The 19980-nt window shown below is 70.2% G+C and carries 18 protein-coding genes; 11 read left to right on the forward strand and 7 right to left on the reverse strand.

Features of this window, described 5'->3' with window-relative positions; genetic code table 11:
• Positions 1 to 19 precede the first annotated feature (19 nt).
• Positions 20 to 1762: a pyruvate dehydrogenase gene (locus PV679_RS09080; RefSeq protein WP_319679577.1), complete on the forward strand. Its 1743-nt coding sequence runs from the start codon at positions 20 to 22 to the stop codon at positions 1760 to 1762.
• A gap of 182 nt (positions 1763 to 1944) precedes the next feature.
• The gene (locus PV679_RS09085) at positions 1945 to 2337 is read left to right on the forward strand and encodes an ATP-binding protein (protein WP_319679578.1); all 393 of its coding nucleotides are present in this window, start codon (positions 1945 to 1947) and stop codon (positions 2335 to 2337) included.
• 166 nt (positions 2338 to 2503) lie between these two features.
• On the opposite strand, the gene PV679_RS09090 is transcribed toward PV679_RS09085, so the two are convergent.
• Both PV679_RS09090 and PV679_RS09095 read right to left on the reverse strand, forming a co-directional pair.
• Entirely contained in the window at positions 2504 to 3553 is a 1050-nt protein-coding gene (locus PV679_RS09090; RefSeq protein WP_319679579.1) for a DUF2637 domain-containing protein, read from the reverse strand.
• A gap of 210 nt (positions 3554 to 3763) precedes the next feature.
• The gene (locus tag PV679_RS09095) at positions 3764 to 4612 is read right to left on the reverse strand and encodes a (2Fe-2S)-binding protein (protein ID WP_319679580.1); all 849 of its coding nucleotides are present in this window, start codon (positions 4610 to 4612) and stop codon (positions 3764 to 3766) included.
• 151 nt (positions 4613 to 4763) lie between these two features.
• Between PV679_RS09095 and PV679_RS09100 the strand changes: the two genes are divergently transcribed.
• Complete coding sequence (locus PV679_RS09100; protein ID WP_319679581.1) at positions 4764 to 5516, forward strand: GntR family transcriptional regulator; 753 nt, start codon at positions 4764 to 4766, stop codon at positions 5514 to 5516.
• A 31-nt stretch (positions 5517 to 5547) separates the two neighbouring features.
• Here PV679_RS09100 and PV679_RS09105 read toward each other — a convergent pair whose 3' ends face one another.
• Positions 5548 to 6495: an NADP-dependent oxidoreductase gene (locus PV679_RS09105; RefSeq protein WP_319679582.1), complete on the reverse strand. Its 948-nt coding sequence runs from the start codon at positions 6493 to 6495 to the stop codon at positions 5548 to 5550.
• 48 nt (positions 6496 to 6543) lie between these two features.
• On the opposite strand from PV679_RS09105, the gene PV679_RS09110 reads away from it, so the two are divergent.
• Positions 6544 to 7167, forward strand: coding sequence for a helix-turn-helix domain-containing protein (locus tag PV679_RS09110; protein ID WP_319679583.1), 624 nt, complete (start codon positions 6544 to 6546; stop codon positions 7165 to 7167).
• A gap of 95 nt (positions 7168 to 7262) precedes the next feature.
• Here the strand turns inward: PV679_RS09110 and PV679_RS09115 are convergent, their stop codons facing one another.
• Positions 7263 to 8138 carry an SDR family oxidoreductase gene (locus PV679_RS09115; RefSeq protein ID WP_319679584.1) on the reverse strand — a complete coding sequence of 292 codons (876 nt, stop codon included), beginning with the start codon at positions 8136 to 8138 and terminating at the stop codon, positions 7263 to 7265.
• Between the two features lie 167 nt (positions 8139 to 8305).
• Here PV679_RS09115 and PV679_RS09120 point away from each other — a divergent pair, with 167 nt between their 5' ends.
• Complete coding sequence (locus tag PV679_RS09120; RefSeq protein WP_319679585.1) at positions 8306 to 8713, forward strand: helix-turn-helix domain-containing protein; 408 nt, start codon at positions 8306 to 8308, stop codon at positions 8711 to 8713.
• Positions 8714 to 8902: 189 nt separating this feature from the next.
• On the opposite strand, the gene PV679_RS09125 is transcribed toward PV679_RS09120, so the two are convergent.
• Together PV679_RS09125 and PV679_RS09130 are read right to left on the reverse strand one after the other, a co-directional pair.
• Positions 8903 to 9667: a hypothetical protein gene (locus PV679_RS09125; protein ID WP_319679586.1), complete on the reverse strand. Its 765-nt coding sequence runs from the start codon at positions 9665 to 9667 to the stop codon at positions 8903 to 8905.
• A 398-nt stretch (positions 9668 to 10065) separates the two neighbouring features.
• Positions 10066 to 11775, reverse strand: a complete 1710-nt coding sequence (locus PV679_RS09130; RefSeq protein WP_319679587.1) for a PucR family transcriptional regulator — start codon at positions 11773 to 11775, stop codon at positions 10066 to 10068.
• Positions 11776 to 12248: 473 nt separating this feature from the next.
• Here PV679_RS09130 and PV679_RS09135 point away from each other — a divergent pair, with 473 nt between their 5' ends.
• From PV679_RS09135 to PV679_RS09150, 4 genes are read left to right on the forward strand one after another with little or no spacing between them, the layout of a single operon-like run.
• Complete coding sequence (locus tag PV679_RS09135) at positions 12249 to 13154, forward strand: xanthine dehydrogenase family protein subunit M (RefSeq protein WP_319679588.1); 906 nt, start codon at positions 12249 to 12251, stop codon at positions 13152 to 13154.
• Positions 13145 to 13735: a (2Fe-2S)-binding protein gene (locus PV679_RS09140; RefSeq protein WP_319679589.1), complete on the forward strand. Its 591-nt coding sequence runs from the start codon at positions 13145 to 13147 to the stop codon at positions 13733 to 13735. The genes PV679_RS09135 and PV679_RS09140 overlap by 10 nt, the downstream gene beginning before the upstream one ends.
• A 2-nt stretch (positions 13736 to 13737) precedes the next feature.
• Positions 13738 to 16122 (forward strand): xanthine dehydrogenase family protein molybdopterin-binding subunit, encoded by a 2385-nt coding sequence (locus PV679_RS09145; protein ID WP_319679590.1) that lies wholly within the window; start codon positions 13738 to 13740, stop codon positions 16120 to 16122.
• A gap of 59 nt (positions 16123 to 16181) precedes the next feature.
• Positions 16182 to 17333 (forward strand): XdhC/CoxI family protein, encoded by a 1152-nt coding sequence (locus PV679_RS09150; protein WP_319679591.1) that lies wholly within the window; start codon positions 16182 to 16184, stop codon positions 17331 to 17333.
• Between the two features lie 48 nt (positions 17334 to 17381).
• On the opposite strand, the gene PV679_RS09155 is transcribed toward PV679_RS09150, so the two are convergent.
• A complete protein-coding gene (locus tag PV679_RS09155) occupies positions 17382 to 18083 on the reverse strand; it encodes a TetR/AcrR family transcriptional regulator (protein WP_319679592.1) in 702 nt (233 codons plus the stop codon).
• A gap of 329 nt (positions 18084 to 18412) precedes the next feature.
• Between PV679_RS09155 and PV679_RS09160 the strand changes: the two genes are divergently transcribed.
• The gene (locus PV679_RS09160) at positions 18413 to 18877 is read left to right on the forward strand and encodes a lamin tail domain-containing protein (protein WP_319679593.1); all 465 of its coding nucleotides are present in this window, start codon (positions 18413 to 18415) and stop codon (positions 18875 to 18877) included.
• A 354-nt stretch (positions 18878 to 19231) separates the two neighbouring features.
• Entirely contained in the window at positions 19232 to 19972 is a 741-nt protein-coding gene (locus tag PV679_RS09165; RefSeq protein WP_319679594.1) for an SDR family oxidoreductase, read from the forward strand.
• Positions 19973 to 19980: the final 8 nt, after the last annotated feature.

Genomic DNA, 19980 nt, shown 5'->3' on the forward strand with positions numbered 1-19980 from the left:
CCAGAAAGGGTGCTCTTCCATGGCCAAGCAGAATGTGGCGGAACAGTTCGTCGACATCCTCGTCAGGGCGGGCGTCCAGCGTCTGTACGGAGTCGTCGGCGACAGCCTGAACCCCGTCGTCGACGCGATCCGCCGCAATGCCGCCATCGACTGGATTCACGTCAGGCACGAGGAGACCGCCGCTTTCGCGGCCGGCGCCGAGGCCCAGATCACCGGCAGGCTCGCGGCCTGCGCGGGCTCCTGCGGCCCGGGAAATCTGCATCTCATCAACGGCCTGTACGACGCCCACCGTTCGATGGCCCCCGTGCTCGCGCTCGCCTCCCACATCCCGTCCAGCGAGATCGGCCTCGGTTACTTCCAGGAGACCCATCCCGATCAGCTTTTCCGCGAGTGCAGCCACTACAGCGAGATGATCTCCAATCCGAAGCAGATGCCCCGGCTGCTCCAGACGGCGATCCAGCACGCCATCGGCCGGAGCGGCGTCAGTGTGGTCACGCTGCCCGGCGACATCGCTTCCGCTCCGGCGCCGGAGCGGGCGGTGGAGCACGCGCTCGTCACGTCGCGTCCGTCCGTACGTCCCGGCGACGCCGAGATCGAGAAGCTCGCTCGCATGATCGACGAGGCGGACCGGGTCACACTCTTCTGCGGCAGCGGCACCGCCGGTGCGCACAGCGAGGTCATGGAGTTCGCCGAGCGCGTCAAGTCCCCGGTCGGCCACGCCCTGCGCGGCAAGGAATGGATCCAGTACGACAATCCGTACGACGTTGGCATGAGCGGACTGCTCGGCTACGGCGCCGCCTACGAGGCCACCCACGAGTGCGATCTGCTCATCCTGCTCGGCACGGACTTCCCGTACAACGCCTTCCTGCCCGACGATGTCAAGATCGTCCAGGTCGATGTCAGGCCCGAGCACCTCGGCCGCCGCTCCAAGCTGGACCTCGCCGTCTGGGGCGATGTCCGCGAGACACTGACCTGTCTGATTCCACGCGTGCGGGCCAAGACGGATCGCAGGTTCCTCGACAAGATGCTGAAGAAACACGCCGACGCGCTGGAGGGCGTGATCAAGGCGTACACCCGCAAGGTCGAGAAACACACTCCGATCCATCCCGAGTACGTTGCCTCCGTGATGGACGAACTCGCCGACGACGACGCGGTGTTCACCGTGGACACCGGCATGTGCAATGTCTGGGCCGCCCGCTATCTGTCGCCGAACGGACGCCGTCGCGTGATCGGCTCGTTCAGCCACGGTTCGATGGCCAACGCGCTGCCGCAGGCCATCGGAGCCCAGTTCACCGACCGGAACCGACAGGTCATCTCGATGTCCGGGGACGGCGGATTCTCCATGCTCATGGGCGACTTCCTCACCCTCGTCCAGTACGACCTGCCGGTGAAGATCGTCCTCTTCAACAACTCCTCGCTGGGCATGGTCGAGCTGGAGATGATGGTGGCCGGTCTGCCGGCCTACGGCACGAGCAACCACAACCCCGACTTCGCGGGCATCGCGCGCGCGGCCGGCGCCTACGGCGTGCGGGTGGAGAAGCCCAGGCAGCTCGAAGGCGCGCTCAAGGACGCCTTCAAGCACAAGGGCCCGGCCCTGGTGGATGTGGTCACCGACCCGAACGCGCTCTCCATCCCGCCGAAGATCCGCGCGGACATGGTGACCGGGTTCGCGCTCTCGGCCAGCAAGATCGTCCTGGACGGCGGAGTGGGCCGCATGGTGCAGATGGCGCGCTCCAACCTCCGGAACATGCCACGTCCCTGAGGCTCATATCCGGCCGTGCGGCGGCTCGTTCCACGGCAGAGGTGACGCACGGCACGCGTGGCGTATGCGGTGCGGGGCATGCATCACTGGGGCGTGTCGCGGGCCGGGCGGACTTTCGCAGCAGGCCCTGGTACGGGTTCGAGAACAGGAGTGGTCACCGGTACGGACGGGGGGCAGAAGTGATGGCAGGGCTACGGCGCAGAGTGGGCGGTGCCGACCTCGCGGCGGTCCCGGAAGTGCGGCACGCGTTGCGCGAGATGCTGCGGCACTGGCGGGAGCGGGATTCCGCGGCGGTGGCCGAGCTGCTCATGAGCGAGCTGGTCACCAACGCGCTGGTGCATACGGAGAGCGGAGCGGTGGTCACGGCGACGGTCGCGGACTCACGGCTGCGCGTGGAGGTGAGGGACTTCGTCGCCGAGCTGCCGGCGTTGCCCGAGCCGCCCAGACGCGTCGCCGACGACGCGACGCACGGCAGAGGACTGGCGCTGGTGCGAAGTCTGGCGGACGACTGGGGAGTCAGGACCCGGCCGCCGGGCAAGACCGTCTGGTTCGAGCTCAACGGCGAGGCGGCTTGAGGCAGAACGCACACCGCGGCCGGTCGGAGACGATGGATCGATGACGACGACCGGTCGGCTCCTGAAGCGGTCCGGGACGCCGGACGGATGTGCGGCGGCGGTCCTGACACAGAACCGGCGTGACGGTTGTCCGTCACGCCGGTCCTGGTGTTCTTCTTGCCGGGACTCAGCCGAACTGCTGCTCAAGATCCTTGAGCTTGCGCTCAAGAGAGTCGAGACGCGGCAGCGCCTGGGTGTCGTCCTCCGCGGTGAGATCCACCGTACGGGGGGCGTCAGCGTCCTTCACGGCCTGAAGGGAGAGCCGGGACCGACTGGGCAGTTGACCCGGCTCGGATATAGCAGGCTCCGCGGCGGCCTCGACGGCGGACGCGCCGCCTCCGCTTACCGCGGGCAGTGCGACCTGGCGGCCACCGCGGCCGCGTCCCCAGGCCCGGTGCTGGCGGTTGAGCGCCTTGATCTGCGCCCGGTCCAGCTTGCCCTGCTCACGCCTGCGGTGACGGGTCTGTTCCTTCTGCCGCCGGTCCTCGCGCACCTCGTCGACCGCTTCGTCCAGTGTGCGTACGCCTTCGAGCAGCATCAGCGACCAGGCGCCGAAGGTCTCGCGCGGCGCACGGAGCCACCGTACGATCCGGATCTGCGGCAGCGGGCGGGGGACAAGCCCCTGCTCGCGAAGCGCCGCCCGGCGGGTCTGCTTCAGCGCGCGGTCGAACAGCACCGCCGCCGAGAGAGACATACCGGCGAAGAAGTGCGGAGCGCCGTCGTGTCCCAGACCCCTGGGCGCGTGCACCCAGTTGAACCAGGCGGCGGCACCGGCGAAGGTCCACACGAGCAGTCGCGAACCGAGGGCGGCGTCGCCGTGGCTGGCCTCGCGTACCGCGAGCACGGAGCAGAACATCGCCGCTCCGTCGAGACCGAACGGTACGAGATACTCCCAGCCGCCGCTCAGGTTGAGATTTTCCTGGCCGAAGCCGACGAGGCCGTGGAACGAGAGAGCCGCGGCCACGGCGGCACAGCAGAAGAGCAGGGCGTAGGAGGCGGTGCCGTAGATCGCTTCCTTGCGTCTGCGGCGTTCTTCACTGCGTTCCCAGGAGTCCTCAGTGGCGGATTTCTCACCAGCGCGCTTGCCACGCGCAAGCACTGCCACCGCCACCAGGATTCCGACGAGCAGTACGCCGCCGGGGAGTAGCCAGTTCAGCGATATGTCCGTCAGTTGCATGCGGTGATCCTTGCATCGCAGTAGGGCGTTTGGGGCGCCATAATGGCGGAAATGCGGTTCCCCTCAGGGGGTTTTGGGTCAAGACAACACCAACGAAGCGGTGTGGCGCACAAATCGGCGCGATCGACTAGAACGGCCGCACGAGAGGCGGCTGTCATGTTCGATTAATATCACCCTAGCGGGTGGTGTGGGTTCCGTGGTGACGCGGGGTCAGGTGCTCGCGGTCAGCTTCCGGACCCGGTCGGCGTCGCACGTACGCGGACAGCTCGCACAGGCGTCCTCGGGACGCAGTGTGTAGAAGAGACAGCAACTGGCCCGGTCCCGGGTGGGCAGCGACTCGCCGTTCGGCCCGGTCAGTTCACGGAATCCCGCCGTACCGACGTACGGCTTGGCCGTGCCCGGCAGCAGCTTCTCCAGCTCCGCGATCGCGCGGGGCTCCTCGCCGAGCAGCTCCGCGACATACCAGAGGCCCTCGACCAGCTCGTCGGTCGCCATGCCCCAGAGCGCCCTGCCGCGGCGCCGCATCCGCGGGCCGAATCGTTCGAGGACCGGTCCGAGATGCTCGGCGACGGCCGACCGCACCTCGGCCCGCAGGGCCTCCTCGTCCGGTACGACACGGGCACCCGGCGCGGTCGCCGCCGGGTCGTCCGGCAGACAGGCGAAGTCCCCGGTCCGCACGGTCATCCGGCCCAGCGAACGGTGGAAGGAGACGCTCTCCACAGGGACGCGCGGCACCCGGCGGCTCAGGAACCACGGCACGGTGATCAGCAGACAGGCGGGCCAGGCATAACGGTGCAGCGCGAAGCTGGCGACCACATCGGGCCGGGCCTCCTGTCCGTAGTCCCGCCGCACCTGCGCCTCGTCCCAGGCGAGAAAGCCGTCGAGAGCGGCGCCGCCGGCCGCGAGTTCGGCCGCGCCCACCCAGCCGCCGCCTTCCGGGAGCCGGCCGTCCTCGGTGAGCTCGTCGATGCGCAGCGTCGGGAACACCTCGGTCAGGCGCGTGTACGCGTCCGTCATGGGAGAGGTGAGAAGGCTGGGCAGCACGGCTGACACGGTCATGCGGGGGACCACCGAATCGGATGCGATTGCAGGTAAGCCTTACCTTACCCGATGGCGATGATGTGTGAACTGCGTCGCCGTCCGCTTATCGTGCACAGGAGACCCGGTCCGTGAGCGGGGCCGACCGGACCGGAGCGTGGAGGTGGAGCCGGTGGAGCAGAGCAGAGCGAGTGGATCCGAGCCCGCGCGGCCGCACCCGCCCGGTCAGGGACGGCTACCGGAACAGGCGCGCGCGGAGCACACGCACAGCGAGACATCTCCGGCCGCGCCGGTGCGACGGCATTCGGTGCGCCGGCAGATCCTCGCCGCACTGCGGGACGCGCTCGTCACCGGTGATCTGACGCCGGGTGAGGTCTATTCGGCTCCGGCGCTGGGAGAGCGTTTCGGAGTCTCGGCCACTCCCGTGCGCGAGGCCATGCAGCAGCTCACACTGGAGGGCGCCGTCGAGGTCGTCCCGAACCGCGGCTTTCGCGTCGTCGAGCGCGGCGCCGCCGAACTGGCCGAACTGGCCGAGGTACGGGCCCTGATCGAGGTGCCGGTGATGCTGCGGCTGGCCCGTTCCGTACCGGCCGAACGCTGGGCGGAGCTGCGTCCGCTGGCGGCGGCGGCCGGCGCGGCCGCCGCCAGTGGCGACCGGGCCGCCTATGTGGAGTGTGACCGTGCCTTTCACCGCGCCGTGCTCGCGCTCTCCGGCAATCGCCAACTGGTTGTGGTCGCGGACGACTTGCGCCTTCGGTCCCAGTGGCCGACGGCCGGCGCTCCGGCCTCGCGCCGCGCGGAGCTGGTCGCGGACGCGGCCGAACACTCGGCGCTGCTGGACGCGCTGATCGCACAGGACCTGCCGGTGGTGCGGTCGCTGGTACGGGAACACTTCGCCGGCGGATCGGTGTCATCGGGCCCGTGACCGGTCGTCGTGACCGGCCACGGGCGTCCGGTCAGTTCACCAGCACGATCTTTCCGCGGGCGTGGCGGCTTTCGCTCAGTTCGTGCGCGGCCGCGGCCTCGGTGAGCGGGTACGCCGCCGCGACCGGCACCCGCAGCCGGCCCTCGCCGGCGAGCGTGACCGCGCTCGCGAGGCCATGCACCGCCAGCGCGTCGGCGGCTCCGACGGCCGCGCCCGTGTCGTCGGCCGGCACTCCGTGCGACAGGTGTACGCCATGGGCCGCCGCGGTGACGTCGGCGATCGTCACCACGCGCGCCGCCTCGCCGGCGATGGCGACAAGGTCCGGCAGCGCTCCTCCGGCGCAGTCGAACACGGCGTCCACTCCGGCCGGTGCCAGCGCGCGGACCCGTTCGGCGAGGCCCGTTCCGTACGTCGTCGGCTCGGCGCCGAGGGAACGCAGGAAGTCGTGGTTGTGCTCGCTCGCCGTACCGATGACGGTGGCGCCGCGGGCGACCGCGAGCTGGACGGCGACGGTGCCGACCCCGCCGGCCGCGCCCTGCACGAGCACGGTGTGCCCGGCGCCGACCGCGAGCCGGTCGAGGACCCGGGTGGCCGTCTCGACGCTGCCCGCGGCGCCGCCCGCCTCCTCCCAGCTCCAGGCGGCCGGTTTGGGCGCCCAGGCGGCCAGGACCGCGAAGTCGGCATTGGCGCCGCGCACGGCCGAATGGGTCATGCCGAACACCTCGTCGCCGATGCCCACTCCCGTGACGCCGTCGCCGATCTCGTCCACCACACCCGCGGCGTCGAATCCGGTCCGGTACGGGAACGTCAAGGGCACCACGTCACGCAGTGTGCCGGAGCGGATGCGCATCTCTCCTGGCGAGACTCCGGACGCCCGTACGGCGATACGGATCTCGCCCGGTCCGGCGTGCGGCGCCGCCACCTCGGCGACATGCACAACACCGGGCGGGCCGTACTCAGTGAATTGAATCGCTCTCATGCGCCGAACGTAACGGAACACCCCGTCCGTTTGACTAAAGTGAGAGTGGTGACGGCTCAAGTGATAACGAAGCTCCGCTCCGACGCCCGCGACAACCGCGGGCGCATCCTCGCGGTCGCTCGCGCGGCCTTCGCCGCCGAGGGCCTCGACGTGCCGATCCGCGAGATCGCCCGGCGCGCCGAGGTCGGTGTCGCGACCGTCTACCGGCACTTCCAGACCAAGGAAGCGCTGCTGACCGAGGCCTTCGCCGAGCAGATGGCCTCGTGCTCGGCGGTCGTGGAGGAGGGTCTGGCGGCGAGCGACCCATGGAGCGGGTTCTGCCTGGTGATCGAGAAGCTCATGCGGATGCATGCCCTCGACCGGGGCTTCGCCCGCGCGTTCACCTCGCAGCTTCCTCAAGCGGTCGACTTCGCCGCGGACCGTGATCGCACGCTGCGTCTGCTGTACGAACTGGTGCGGCGCGCCAAGGACGCGGGGCCCTTGCGGGCGGATTTCGTACTGGAGGACATCAGCCTGGCGCTGATGGCGAACGAAGGCATCCGCGCCGAGTCACCCGAGATGAGGGTGGCGGCGTCGCGTCGCTTCGCGGCCCTGATGATCCAGTCGTTCCGGGCGAACCCCGTCCCGGCGCCGCTTCCACCGGCCGTCCGGCTGCCTCTTTCCAGGCATTGACGACACCCACCGGCAGCGCCGTGTGCCCGGCTGTCCCGGCGACCGGGAGACGGCCGCCCGAACGCGACTCCGGCACACACCGCGCCACTGGTTTCTCAGTGAGCGGTGCGCCGTGCGGCCAGAGCCGAGGAGATCGCTTCCGCGAGGGACGTGGTGGGCCGGCCCAGGAGGCGGCTGAGATCGCCGCTGTCGGTGAAGAGTTCGCCGCGCGCCAGTCCCAGGTCGGCGTCGGCCAGGACCTCGGCGAACTCGCGGGGAAGGCCGGCGCCGGTCAGCAGCTCCGCGAAGCCGGTGGCCGGAAGGCCGGCGTAGGTGATGTCGTGGCCGGTGGCGTCGGAGTACGCCGCGGCCAGCTCGGTGAGTGAGAACGCCTTGTCGCCGCCGAGCTCGTACACGGACCCGAGATGGCCCTCGGTGGTCAGGACGATCGCGGCGGCCTCGGCGTAGTCGGCACGGCTCGCGGCGCTGACCCGTCCCTCGCCCGCGCTGCCCGCGACGGTCCGGTGTTCGAGGACCGAGGCGAGCTGCTCGGTGTAATTCTCCAGGTACCAGCCATTGCGCAGGATGACGAACGGGACGCCGCTGTCGCGCAGATGCCGTTCGGTGGCCCGGTGCTCCTTGGCGAGCGTCATCGTGGCGGAGTCGGCGTTGGACATGCTCGTGTAGACCACCTCGGAGACGCCCGCGGCGCGTGCGGCCTCAAGGGCGCGGCGGTGGTTCGCGACCCGCTCGCCGACCGTCGTGGTCGAGACGAGCAGGAGTTTCCGCGCACCGGCGAACGCCGCGCCGAGACTGGCGGAATCGGCGAAGTCGGCGCGGCGCACGACCACACCGAGGTCCGCCAGATCCTTGATCTTCTCGGTGTCACGGCCGGTGGCCACGATCTCCGAGGGCCGCACCCCGCGACGCAGCAGCGCTTCGACCACGAGGCGGCCGAGGTGGCCGGTGGCGCCGGTGACGACTGTCGACATGTCATGTCTCCCTTGGTTCAAGAAGGTGAGGACCCTGTGTCCAGGAAGGTGAGGACGCCCGTCGCGACCCGCACCGTCGGGAAGTAGACAGGAGTCGCTCTCTATTCGGAAGTGGCCACTTTTTGGTAAGGTAGCCACCCAAAAGAGAGCAAGCAGGTGGGCGCGGTATGGCGGACGACGGCACGGAAAACTCATGGGATCCCTATGCGAGCGGCTGCCCGTCGCGGGATGTTCTCGACCGGATCGGAGACAAGTGGACGGTGCTGGTGCTCGGTGAGCTGGCCGAGGCCGGACCGCAGCGGTTCACGGCGCTGCGCAAGCGAGTCGCCGGAGTGAGCGAGAAGATGCTCACGCAGACTCTGCGCGCGCTCGAACGGGACGGGTTGGTCCTTCGCACCGTGTATCCCACGATCCCACCGAAGGTCGTGTACGAGCTCACCACGCTCGGAGAGACCTTGCGTGACCCGCTCGCGGTGCTCAAGCAGTGGTCGATCGACCACATGGGAGAAATTCTCTCCGCCCGGGCCTCCTACCAGCAGACGGCGGACGCACCGCCGACGGCGGCCCGCCGCTGACCGGCCGGTGTCGCGCCGTTGGCCCGGTGCCCGGGCGACAGGCGCAAACGTCCGGTCCGGCGTCCGGCTCCGAATCCGTGGCCCGCGCTCACGGCCCGCTGGACCATGGCCCGCTGACCCATGGCCCGCTGAACCATGGCCGGCCGGGTCCGCCGCCGACGATCAGCGGCGGGCCTCGGCCGGCCGGGCTCAGACGGCGGGCGCCGGCGGCGCGAGCTGAGCGGCCAGCCAGGTCGGTACGCCGCCCAGCAGCCGGAACAGGCGACCCGCCTCCGCGCGCAGGCGCGTCGCCTCCGGTTCGGGCTCGGCGTCCGCGAGAGCGGCGAGGGCCGGAGCCGTACCGACGAGGTAGCCCAACTCCTCCCGGATCCGCAGGGATTCACCGAAGCCGTGCCTGGCCTCCGCCAACTCGCCCTCTCGCAGGGCCAGTCCGGCCAGATGGCGCCAGGTGAAGGAGAGCAGGAGCGTCTCGCCGTTGGCTGTGGCGGCGGCGTGCGCGCGGCGGTAGGCGGCACGGGCCGACTGCGGGGAGTCCGAGAGATGTTCGGCGATCAGTCCGCGACGGAAGTCGAGCAGGGCGCGGCCGGGAGCCGCCGGGCCCAGCAGAGCAGCCGCCCGGCCGAGAGCGGCGCGTGCCTCGTCGGCGCGGTCGCGTACGCCGAGCACGGTCGACGCGTAGGCGAGGTGTCCGCGTTCGCAGGCGGCGGCGCCGCGTTCGTCGTCCTCGCGGGCCGTGGCCTCCGCCGAGCGCAACGCGTCCTCGGCCTCCGGCCAGCCGCCGCCGGTGAACAGACAGCGCTCGACGAGCAGCGAGGCGCGCTGGAGCGCCGGAGCCGGAGCGGTGGCGTGCGGTGTCAGGAGGGCCGCCGCGTCGGTCCAACAGCCTCGCGAGCGCAGCCGCCATACCGCGGTCTGGAGAGGGTCTTCACCGGCAGTGGTTCCGGAACCAGACATGGCGGTATGCGCCACATTGCCCTCCCCTAGCGCGCCATTGTGCTGTTGAGTGTGGACGCATCTCAGCATGGATCGGTACGCCGGGCCAATAGGGCAGGTGAAAAATTTCACAATCACTTGGCCCTCGACGGCCGGTCCATGGCCCGTGCGCGTGGCCCGGCGGGAGCGGCCGGACGGGTGGCCCGAGGCGGCGACGAGCCGGCTGGAAGGGTCCTCACCTGGGGTGATGGGCGGATGACAAGCGGTGGCCGGTCCGGTGGAGAACGCGTCCGGCGGGCGCCGGTTCTCGCCGCCACCTTTTCGGGTGATGGCGGTCAACAAAAGTCGACGGCGCGGCTGTGGCGTCCGGCCCGCGCTCCGGCGGTCCCGAGACGCGTCCCACCCGGTGGCGGCCTTTCTCAACTCATCCGCAGCGCCAGGAAGAAGTCCAGCTTGTCCTCCAGACGGGACAGATCACGACCCGTCAACTGTTCGATCCTGCCCACTCGGTAGCGCAGTGTGTTCACATGCAGATGAAGCCTGGCCGCGCACCGCGTCCAGGAGCCGTCGCAGTCCAGAAACGCCTCCAGCGTGGAAATCAACTCCGCGCGATGGCGGCGGTCGTAGTCCCGCAGCGGGTCCAGCAGACGCGCGGTGAAGGCCCGGCGGACGTCGTCGGGGACGAACGGCAGCAGCAGTACGTGCGAGGCCAGCTCATGATGGCCCGCCGCGCAGACCCGGCCGGGACGGGCCGCCGCCACGCGGCGCGCGTGCCGGGCCTCCTCCAGTGCGCCGCGCAGTCCCTCCGCCGAGTGCACCGCCGCGCTCACACCCAGCGTCAGCCGCCCGTCGGCACCGAGCCCCGAGGACAGCGGGCCGCGTACGGAGGCCAGCAGGGCATCCGCGTGCAGTCCATGGTCCGTCCCGCTCCGCTCGCCGGAGCCCGGCTCCGCGCCGTCCGGCCCGTCGGGGAGCGCTGCGCCGTCGGACGGTGTTCCCGGCAGCGGCACCAGTGCGATCGCCTCATCATCCGTGTGGGCCACCGCGATCCGGTCGGACGAGTCCGCTCCCGCCGTCGCGGGATCCACCAGGATCTCCTCCAGCAGCGACCGCGCCACCGGACCGTCCGCGGTCGCGGCGTCCGTACCGTCCTGTGCCCAGTCCAGCCGCGCCACCACGATCTGCCAGTGGGGCGCGGTGCCCAGTCCTGGCAGCAGCACCGGCGCGGCCACCCGCAGCCGCGCGGCGATCTCGCCGGGAGCCGCGCCCGTCTGGACCAGTTCCAGGATCTCCAGGGCGAGCCGGCGCCGTACCGTACGGGCGGCGTCGCGACGTTCGCGTTCCACGGCGATGAGCTGGGTGACTCCGTGCAGCAGATCGAGCCGGGCCGCCGGCCAGTCACCCGCGTCCGCCTCGACCGCCAGCACCCAGTCGGAGAAGACGGCGCCGCGCGCGTCCTGGCCGGCTGAGCCGACGGGAAACAGGGAGTACGGCGTGCCCTCGACGGCCACTCGGTGCGGCGCCCGCCGGCCGCCGCGCGCGGCGGCCAGGTAGTCACCGGCGAGCGCCGCGGCCCGAGCGGCGGGCAGCGGCTCACCGGCTCCCGCGATCTGCCGGCCGGTCGGCGAGAGCACCCAGGCGCGCAGATCGAGATCGGAGCCCAGCAGATCGAGGACGGCGTCCGGGCCGCCACCCGCCGGCCCCGAGGTCATCAGCCTGCGGTGCCGGTCGACGACCGCGGCCAGATCCCCGGCCCGCTCCCCGGACACCTGGCGGACCACGTACTCGGTGATGGTCGCGAACGCCACGTCCTCGTTCACGGCGAAGAGCGGCAGCTTGTGCCGCGCGCACGCGACGACCAGGTCGTCCGGGATGTCGCCCTGCTCCGCCTCTCCCGCCGCGAGCCCGGCGATCCCGGCGGCCGCGAGGATACGGACGAACGACTCGGCGTCCTCGGCGGAGCGCCGCCAGGCGAGGCCGGTCAGGACCAGCTCGCCGCCCGAGAGATAGCGGCTGGGGTCGCGCAGATCGGTGGTCATCACGCCGCGCACCGTCCGGTCCAGTTCATCCTCGCCGCCGAGCAGCCGCAGACCCAGCGCATCGTTTTCCAGCAGGGCGCGCAGCCGCATCTCGTCGCCGATCCTTCTCGTAGGGCAGAGTCCCGGGTTCAGGGTCTCCGGGTTTCCGGGTTCGCTGGATTCTCCGGGGTGTCCCGGGTTTCGGAGGCTCACGGTTTCGGGGACAGAGTTCTGACAGCCCGGGGACGGACAGCGCTCACCGCGGCCGGCCGACCTCACTGTCGGCAGGCCGGCCGGCTCCGTCACCGTCCGGACAGAAGCGCCGCACGTTTCGGGAGGAAGACCTTTCGGTTACCGAGCCTCGCCTTTCGTTCGAATCTACAAGACTTGGTGGGCGACCAGCCAATTCCTTCATGGTTTCGGTGACTGCACCGGGCCGGACACGGCTTGTGTACTTGTGGCACACAGCCGTCAGCAGCCCATGAACAGCCAGTCGAGGCCAGGTCGCCCCGGGTCCCGTCGCATGACGATCCGATCACTCGCATGACGACCCCGATCGCAAACGATCAAGAAGAGAGCCAATCATGGACTTCCTTCGCCCCGCCACCTGGAAGGACGCGCTCGCCGCCAAGGCCGAACATCCCACGGCTGTGCCCATCGCGGGTGGCACGGACATCATGGTCGAGATCAACTTCGATCACCGGCGGCCCGAGTATCTGCTGGATCTGAACCGCGTCGGCGAGCTGCGTGAATGGGCGGTCGGCGAGGAGACCGTCCAGTTGGGCGCCTGTGTCCCGTACACGCACATCATGGAAAACCTCCGAGCCGAGCTGCCGGGCCTCGCGCTCGCCTCGCACACCGTCGCCTCGCCGCAGATCCGCAACCGCGGCGGCGTCGGAGGCAACCTCGGCACCGCCTCCCCGGCCGGCGACGCGCATCCCGCGCTGCTCGCCGCGGGCGCCGAGGTCGAGGCGGAGTCCGTACGCGGTACCCGCCTCATCCCGATCGACGAGTTCTACACGGGTGTGAAGCGCAACGCGCTCGCCGCCGACGAGCTCATCAAGGCGGTGCACATCAAGAAGGCGGACGGCCCGCAGCAGTACTCCAAGGTCGGCACCCGCAACGCGATGGTCATCGCCGTGTGCGCCTTCGGTCTGGCCCTGCATCCCAGGACCCGCACGGTGCGCACCGGTATCGGCTCCGCCGCTCCCACGCCCGTACGGGCCCGTGACGCGGAGCTGTTCCTGAACGCGGCGCTCGACGAGGGCGGCTTCTGGGACAGCGGCGCGGCCATCACGCCGTCGGTGGTCAAGCAGTTCGCGGATCTCGCGTCGGCCGCCTGCAACCCCATCGACGATGTGCGCGGCACCGCGAAGTACCGCCGCCACGCCGTCGGCGTCATGGCGCGCCGTCAGCTCGGCTGGACCTGGGACCAGTACCGCGGCCACGGCGGCCGCACGGGTGAAGGAGTGGAACGGCCATGCGAGTGAGCTTCACGGTCAACGGGCGCGCACAGGAGGCCGACGATGTCTGGGAGGGCGAGAGCCTTCTCTACGTCCTGCGCGAACGCATGGGCCTTCCGGGCTCCAAGAACGCCTGTGAACAGGGCGAATGCGGTTCCTGTACGGTGCGGCTCGACGGCGTCCCGGTCTGCTCCTGCCTGGTCGCGGCCGGACAGGTCGAAGGCCGCGACGTCGTGACGGTCGAGGGCCTCGCCGACTACGCCGGACAACGCGAGGGCGCCCGGCTCGCGGGGACCGCCGGCACCAGCCTCCGGGACGCCCGGCGATGGCAGGCGAACGGCACCGGCTCCGGCGAGGCCGCCGAACTCTCGCCGGTCCAGCGGGCGTTCATCGACGCGGGAGCCGTCCAGTGCGGTTTCTGCACACCGGGCCTGCTGGTCGCCGCCGACGAGATGCTGGAGCGCAATCCCTCACCGACCGACGCGGACATCCGCGAGGCGCTCTCCGGCAACCTCTGCCGCTGCACCGGTTACGAGAAGATCCTCGACGCGGTCCGGCTGGCGGCGGCGCGTCAGGAGCGTCATGGACTCCAGGAAGGCGCGGTCTGACGATGGCCACCACTGGCACGCCCGGCAATCTCACCCAGGGCTCCCGGACGAAGGGCGGCATCGGCGAGTCGACGCTCCGTCCGGACGGCGTCCTCAAGGTCACCGGTGAGTTCGCGTACTCCTCGGACATGTGGCACGAAGACATGGTGTGGGGCCACACATTGCGTTCCACCGTGGCGCACGCCGAGATCATCTCCATCGACACCGCCGAGGCGCTCGCGACGCCCGGCGTCTACGCCGTGCTGACCTACGACGACCTCCCGACCGAGGTGACCCACTACGGTCTGGAGATCCAGGACACGCCGGTACTCGCCCACGGCAAAATCCGCCACCACGGCGAGCCGGTGGCTCTTGTCGCCGCCGACCACCCGGAGACCGCGCGCCGCGCCGCCGCCAAGATCCGGGTCGAGTACACCGAACTGCCCGTCGTCACCGACGAGGCCACGGCCACCGCGCCAGGAGCGCCGCTGATCCACGAGAACCGCGCCGACCACCACATCGGCCATGTCCCGCACCCCAATGTCGTGCACCGCCAGCCCATCGTGCGGGGCGACGCCGACCGGGCCGCCGCGCGCGCCGATGTGATCGTCTCCGGCGAGTATGTCTTCGGCATGCAGGACCAGGCGTTCCTGGGCCCGGAGTCCGGCCTCGCGGTGCCCGGTGAGGACGGTGGCGTCGATCTCTATGTCGCCACCCAGTGGCTGCACTCCGACCTCCACCAGATCGCACCCGTCCTCGGCCTGCCGGAGGACAAGGTCCGTATGACGCTGTCCGGCGTCGGCGGCGCCTTCGGCGGCCGGGAGGATCTGTCGATGCAGATCCATGCCTGTCTGCTGGCGCTGCGCATCGGCAAACCGGTGAAAATGGTGTACAACCGGTTCGAATCCTTCTTCGGTCATGTGCACCGGCATCCCGCGAAGCTCTGGTACGAACACGGAGCGACCCGCGACGGCAGGATCACCCATATGAGGTGCCGGATCGTGCTGGACGGCGGTGCGTACGCCTCCTCCTCCCCGGCCGTCGTCGGCAACGCCTCGTCCCTCTCCGTCGGTCCGTACGCCATCGATCACGTCGACATCGAGGCGCTCGCGCTCTACACCAACAACCCTCCCTGCGGTGCCATGCGTGGCTTCGGCGCGGTCCAGGCGTGTTTCGCGTACGAGGCGCAGATGGACAGGCTGGCCGCGAAGCTCGGCCTTGACCCGGTTGAGTTCCGGCAGCTCAACGCCATGGAGCAGGGCACACTCCTGCCGACGGGACAGCGCGTCGACTCGCCCGCTCCGGTCGCCGAGCTGCTGCGCCGCGTCAAGGCCAGGCCGCTCCCGCCGGAGCGGCAGTGGCTCACGGCCGGTGAGGCCGCGGATGTACGGGCCCTGCCCGGCGGGCTCTCCAACACCACGCACGGCGAAGGCGTCGTACGAGGCGTCGGCTACGCGGTCGGGATCAAGAACGTCGGTTTCTCCGAGGGCTTTGACGACTACTCGACCGCACGGGTGCGGATGGAGGTCCTGGGCGGTGTGCCGGTGGCGACCGTGCACACCGCGATGGCCGAGGTCGGCCAGGGCGGCGTCACCGTCCACGCGCAGATCGCCCGTACCGAGCTCGGCGTCGCGCAGGTCACCATCCAGCCGGCGGACACCCGGGTCGGCTCGGCGGGCTCCACCTCCGCCTCCCGTCAGACCTATGTCACCGGCGGCGCCGTGAAGAACACCTGTGAGCACGTCCGGGAAAAGGTGCTGGAGATGGGCCGGCGCAAGTTCGGTACGTACCATCCGGCCTGGGCCACCGCGGAGTTGCTGCTCGAAGGCGGCAAGGTCGTCACCGACGGCGGCGAGGTCCTCGCCGATCTGGTGGACGTCCTGGAGGACGAGGCGGTGGATCTGGAGCTGGAATGGCGCCACCGTCCGACCCAGCCCTTCGATCTCCGCACAGGACAGGGCAACGGCCATGTCCAGTACTCCTTCGCCGCGCACCGCGCGGTCGTCGAGGTGGATACGGAGCTCGGTCTGGTCAAGGTCATCGAGCTCGCCGTCGCCCAGGACGTCGGCAAGGCGCTCAACCCGCAGTCCGTCGTCGGCCAGATCCAGGGCGGTACCACTCAGGGCCTGGGTGTGGCGGTGATGGAGGAGATCATTGTCGACCCCAGGACCGCGAAGGTACGGAACCCGTCCTTCACGGACTATCTGATCCCCACCATCCTCGACACGCCGACCATCCCCGTCGATGTGCTCGAACTGGCCGACGATCACGCGCCGTACGGTCTGCGCGGCGTCGGTGAGGCACCGACCCTGTCGTCCACTCCGGCGGTCCTCGCGGCCATCAGGAACGCGACGGGCCTGGAACTGAACAGGACGCCGGTGCGACCGGAGCATCTCACCGGCACCTGAGGCGGGCCGGACCACCGGGCGATGCCCACACAGGGAACGAGACACCTGAGGAGACCGACATGCTGGACATCGCCGAAGAGCTGAACCGGTGGGTCGAGCAGGGACGTGACTTCGCCGTCGCCACGGTCGTGGCGGTCGGCGGAAGCGCGCCCCGGCCGCCGGGCGCCGCGCTCGCCGTCGACAGCGAGGGCACGGCGATCGGCTCGGTCTCCGGCGGATGTGTGGAAGGCACGGTCTATGAACTGTGCCGGCAGGTACTGACGGACGGCGCCACCGTCCTGGAACGCTTCGGCTACAGCGACACGGACGCCTTCGCCGTCGGGCTGACCTGCGGCGGGACCATCGACATCCTGGTGACACCGGTACGCGCGGACTCCGCCGCGCGAGGTGTGTTCGCGGCGGCCCTGTCCGCCGCGGCCCGGCGGGACACGGCGGCGGTCGCGCGGATCGCCGCGGGACCGGACGGGATGCTGGGCCGCGCGCTGCTGGTGCGTCCCGGCGGATCGTACGAGGGCAGCCTGGGCGGCCACCCGGAGCTGGACCGTACGGCGGCCGCCGAGGCCCGCGCCATGCTGGACGCCGGCCGCACCGGTACGGTCGTGATCGGCGCGCGAGGATCGCGCTGCGGCCGGCCGCTGACACTTCTGGTCGAGTCGAGTGTGCCGCCGCCGCGCCTGATCGTCTTTGGCGCCATCGACTTCGCCTCGGCGCTGGTGACGGTGGGAAAGTTCCTCGGCTACCACGTGACGGTGTGCGACGCGCGTCCCGTCTTCGCCACCGCGGCCCGCTTTCCCGGCGCCGACGAGATCGTCGTCGACTGGCCGCACCGCTATCTGGAATCGACCGAGGTCGACTGCCGTACGGCGCTCTGTGTCCTCACGCATGACGCCAAGTTCGATGTGCCGCTGCTGTGCCTGGCGCTGCGACTCCCGGTCGCCTTTGTCGGCGCCATGGGCTCGCGGCGCACTCATGAGGACCGCGAGAGACGACTGCGGGAGACCGGGCTGACCGACCTCGAACTGGCCAGGCTGCGCTCGCCGATCGGGCTGGACCTCGGTGCCCGTACGCCTGAGGAGACCGCGCTGTCGATCGCGGCGGAGATGGTCGCGGCGCGGCGGGGCGGCAGCGGTGTCCCGCTGACGGGCGCGCACACACCGATCCATCACGACGGGCCCCGGGCGGTGGCCGGCCGGATCAGCTCCGTCGCCTGAACACGACCTGGGCCCGTCCCGGGCGCCACACGCGGGACGGGCCGGCCGTCAGTGGCCGGCGATGCGGTCGAGCCATTCCCGCAGCAGGACCTGTTCGTGAGTGGTGAGAGCGGACGTCTGGGGCAGAACCGCGCGGAGGGCCACCGCGGCGCCGGCCGGGCCGGGCGCGGCGGAGACCGGAGCGTCGGTGGTGATCGCGGCGAGGACGGCCTCTCGGGCCAGGTCGGACAGCGCCGGATCGCGGCGGTCTTCGGGCATCGAGATCAGCGTGAGCGTCGTGCCGCAGCCCGCGGCGTGGACGAGGCGCGCGGCGCGCTCCTCACTGACCCGCAGCCGTCCCGCCTCCGCGATCCGGCGGATGTGCCGGTGGAGAACTCCGGCCGCGGCGACGGCCGCCGGGGATGACATGCCCGGTCGGGGCTCGCCGTAGAGGAGCGAGTACAGGGCCGGGCTGGCCAGGCCGAAGCCGATGTGCAGATCCCAGCCGGTGCGCAGGTCCGCCACCGGATCGGCGCTGGGTCTCCGTTCGGTCCGACTGTTCAGGTAGGTCTGGAAGCCGTCGGCCGCGACCGCGTCGAGCAGGCCCTTCTTGTCGCCGAAGAGCCGATAGATGGCCGGGACCTGCACACCGGCCGCGGCGCTCACCGCCCTGGTCGACACGGCCGCGCGGCCGCCCTCGGCGAGCAGCCGCGCGGCGCCGGCGACGATGCGGTCCCGAGTGCCCGCGGCGGCGGAGCGGCTGATGTTCATGTTATCGACGATAACAAAATGGTGTTAGCGATGCAATGGGTGCTCCCGTGCGTCTTTTCGAGCCGCTCCGTTCCTGTCAAGAGGGCCGAAAGCGCCGTGAATTCGGCACCATCGGCGCGCTCCCGGTGCCGGGAGGCGCTTTCGGGGGGCGAGCGCGGGGGAGCGTGCGCCGGGTGTGTGACGGGTGCGTAAATGTCCGTGTTTTGTAACCTGTGGCGGGATTTTCTACGGCAGTGTGCGACGCGGAGCCACAGTGTGAGCGTCCGTCGATCGACCGGACACAGGCATCAACGGCACCCTTCACAAGGTGCCGCAGCAGGAGGTTTTCTATGTTCAGTTCGGCATCCCGCTCCGTTGCTGTCGCCCTCGGCTCGGCAGCTCTGGTGGCCACCGCCGTTCTCCCGGCGACCGCCGCCGGTCCCTCGTCGGCGCCTCGGCCGCATCGGTCTCCCGTGGTCCTGGGGCAAATCCAATACGACAGCCCGGGGCGTGAAGACGGCTCCAACCGGAGCCTGAACGGGGAGTGGGTGACGGTCAGCAACACCGGCTGGGACGCGGTGAACCTCAGGGGATGGACCCTCTCGGACGACAGTCGTCGTGTCTACCGCTTCAAGAACCTCCGGCTGGCCGGAAAGCAGTCGGTTCGTGTGCGCACCGGCATCGGCCGCGACACCTCGCGCGACGTCTACCAGGACGGCCGCAGGTATGTGTGGGACAACCGTGACACCGCGACCCTGCGCGACGACCGCGGGCGTGTGGTCGATTCCAAGCGCTGGGGCCACAGGCATCACTGACCCAGCGGTCGGTGATCTGTAGTTCCGTGTGCGCCACAGGCCGTCCGGCCTGTGGCGCACCGCCATTTCGTGGACGTCCTTCGTGGTGCGGCCGGCGAATTCACGCGCCGGAGCGGTGCGGAACGACCGCCGCACGGAATATCCCGGAGCCACCGGTTTCCGTGGCCGTCGGCGGTCCGGACGTCGCGGCGGGCCGCCTCATCGGAATCTTGATAACCTTGATGAATCACACTCCTTACCTTACGCGGCGGGTATTTCGCGAACCGCGGGATTCTCGCCTTCCTGCTCGGGAGTGACTTCTCACTGCTCGGGAGTGACTTCTCATCGAGGGTTGATGGCGGAAGGTTCTCAGAAATGCCAGTGACTGTTGACGGGGCGAGCGTATTGATAACAGGCGCGGGGCGTGGCCTCGGCCGTGTTTTCGCGAGGACCATGGTCGAAAATGGTGCCGCGGTCGTGTACGGCGGCGCACGCGACGAGTCCAAGGTCGACGAGCCCGGGGTCGTGCCCGTGCGTCTGGATGTGACAAAGCCGGATGAAGTGGCCGAAGCGGCCGCGATGTGCGGGGACGTCGATATTCTGATCAACAATGCGGCCGTTATGCGCAAGTCGCCACTTCTGTCGGCTCCGACGCTGGACGACGCACGCGAAGAGATGGAGACGAACTACTTCGGCACCGCCGCGATGTGCCGGGCATTCGCTCCCGTCCTGGCCCGGAATGGCGGCGGCGCGCTGGTCAATATGCTCTCGGTGGTGTCATGGTTCGCGAATCCGTTCAACAGCTCTTACGGCGCTTCGAAGTCGGCGGCCTGGGCGTTGACGAATGCGGCCCGGGTGGAGCTCCGCCATCAGGGAACCCTGGTCACCGGAGTATTCGCGGGCTTTATCGACACGGAGATGGCGGCCGCCGCGGCGGTGCAGTCGAAGATCAGCCCGGAAAGCGTCGCCGAGCAAGTGGTCGCGGGCATCGAGGCCGGCCGGGAAGAGGTCCTGACCGATGACTTCACGCGCACCGTCAAGGCATCGCTGCCGGACGACCTCACCTTGATCTATTCGGCTCAGCAGGCGGACTGGGATTCCGGCGTCTGGACCTGAGCGGCAGC

The organism is Streptomyces sp. AK02-01A, assembly GCF_033795305.1.
Taxonomy (GTDB): Bacteria; Actinomycetota; Actinomycetes; order Streptomycetales; family Streptomycetaceae; genus Streptomyces.

Excerpts from the sequence above, each read along its gene's own strand:
- PV679_RS09080 (WP_319679577.1), top strand. The coding sequence starts at position 20 with ATGGCCAAGCAGAATGTGGCGGAACAGTTCGTCGACATCCTCGTCAGG.
- PV679_RS09085 (WP_319679578.1), top strand. The coding sequence starts at position 1,945 with ATGGCAGGGCTACGGCGCAGAGTGGGCGGTGCCGACCTCGCGGCGGTC.
- PV679_RS09090 (WP_319679579.1), bottom strand. The coding sequence starts at position 3,553 with ATGCAACTGACGGACATATCGCTGAACTGGCTACTCCCCGGCGGCGTA.
- PV679_RS09095 (WP_319679580.1), bottom strand. The coding sequence starts at position 4,612 with ATGACCGTGTCAGCCGTGCTGCCCAGCCTTCTCACCTCTCCCATGACG.
- PV679_RS09105 (WP_319679582.1), bottom strand. The coding sequence starts at position 6,495 with ATGAGAGCGATTCAATTCACTGAGTACGGCCCGCCCGGTGTTGTGCAT.
- PV679_RS09115 (WP_319679584.1), bottom strand. The coding sequence starts at position 8,138 with ATGTCGACAGTCGTCACCGGCGCCACCGGCCACCTCGGCCGCCTCGTG.
- PV679_RS09120 (WP_319679585.1), top strand. The coding sequence starts at position 8,306 with ATGGCGGACGACGGCACGGAAAACTCATGGGATCCCTATGCGAGCGGC.
- PV679_RS09125 (WP_319679586.1), bottom strand. The coding sequence starts at position 9,667 with ATGTCTGGTTCCGGAACCACTGCCGGTGAAGACCCTCTCCAGACCGCG.
- PV679_RS09130 (WP_319679587.1), bottom strand. The coding sequence starts at position 11,775 with ATGCGGCTGCGCGCCCTGCTGGAAAACGATGCGCTGGGTCTGCGGCTG.
- PV679_RS09135 (WP_319679588.1), top strand. The coding sequence starts at position 12,249 with ATGGACTTCCTTCGCCCCGCCACCTGGAAGGACGCGCTCGCCGCCAAG.
- PV679_RS09140 (WP_319679589.1), top strand. The coding sequence starts at position 13,145 with ATGCGAGTGAGCTTCACGGTCAACGGGCGCGCACAGGAGGCCGACGAT.
- PV679_RS09145 (WP_319679590.1), top strand. The coding sequence starts at position 13,738 with ATGGCCACCACTGGCACGCCCGGCAATCTCACCCAGGGCTCCCGGACG.
- PV679_RS09150 (WP_319679591.1), top strand. The coding sequence starts at position 16,182 with ATGCTGGACATCGCCGAAGAGCTGAACCGGTGGGTCGAGCAGGGACGT.
- PV679_RS09155 (WP_319679592.1), bottom strand. The coding sequence starts at position 18,083 with ATGAACATCAGCCGCTCCGCCGCCGCGGGCACTCGGGACCGCATCGTC.
- PV679_RS09160 (WP_319679593.1), top strand. The coding sequence starts at position 18,413 with ATGTTCAGTTCGGCATCCCGCTCCGTTGCTGTCGCCCTCGGCTCGGCA.
- PV679_RS09165 (WP_319679594.1), top strand. The coding sequence starts at position 19,232 with ATGCCAGTGACTGTTGACGGGGCGAGCGTATTGATAACAGGCGCGGGG.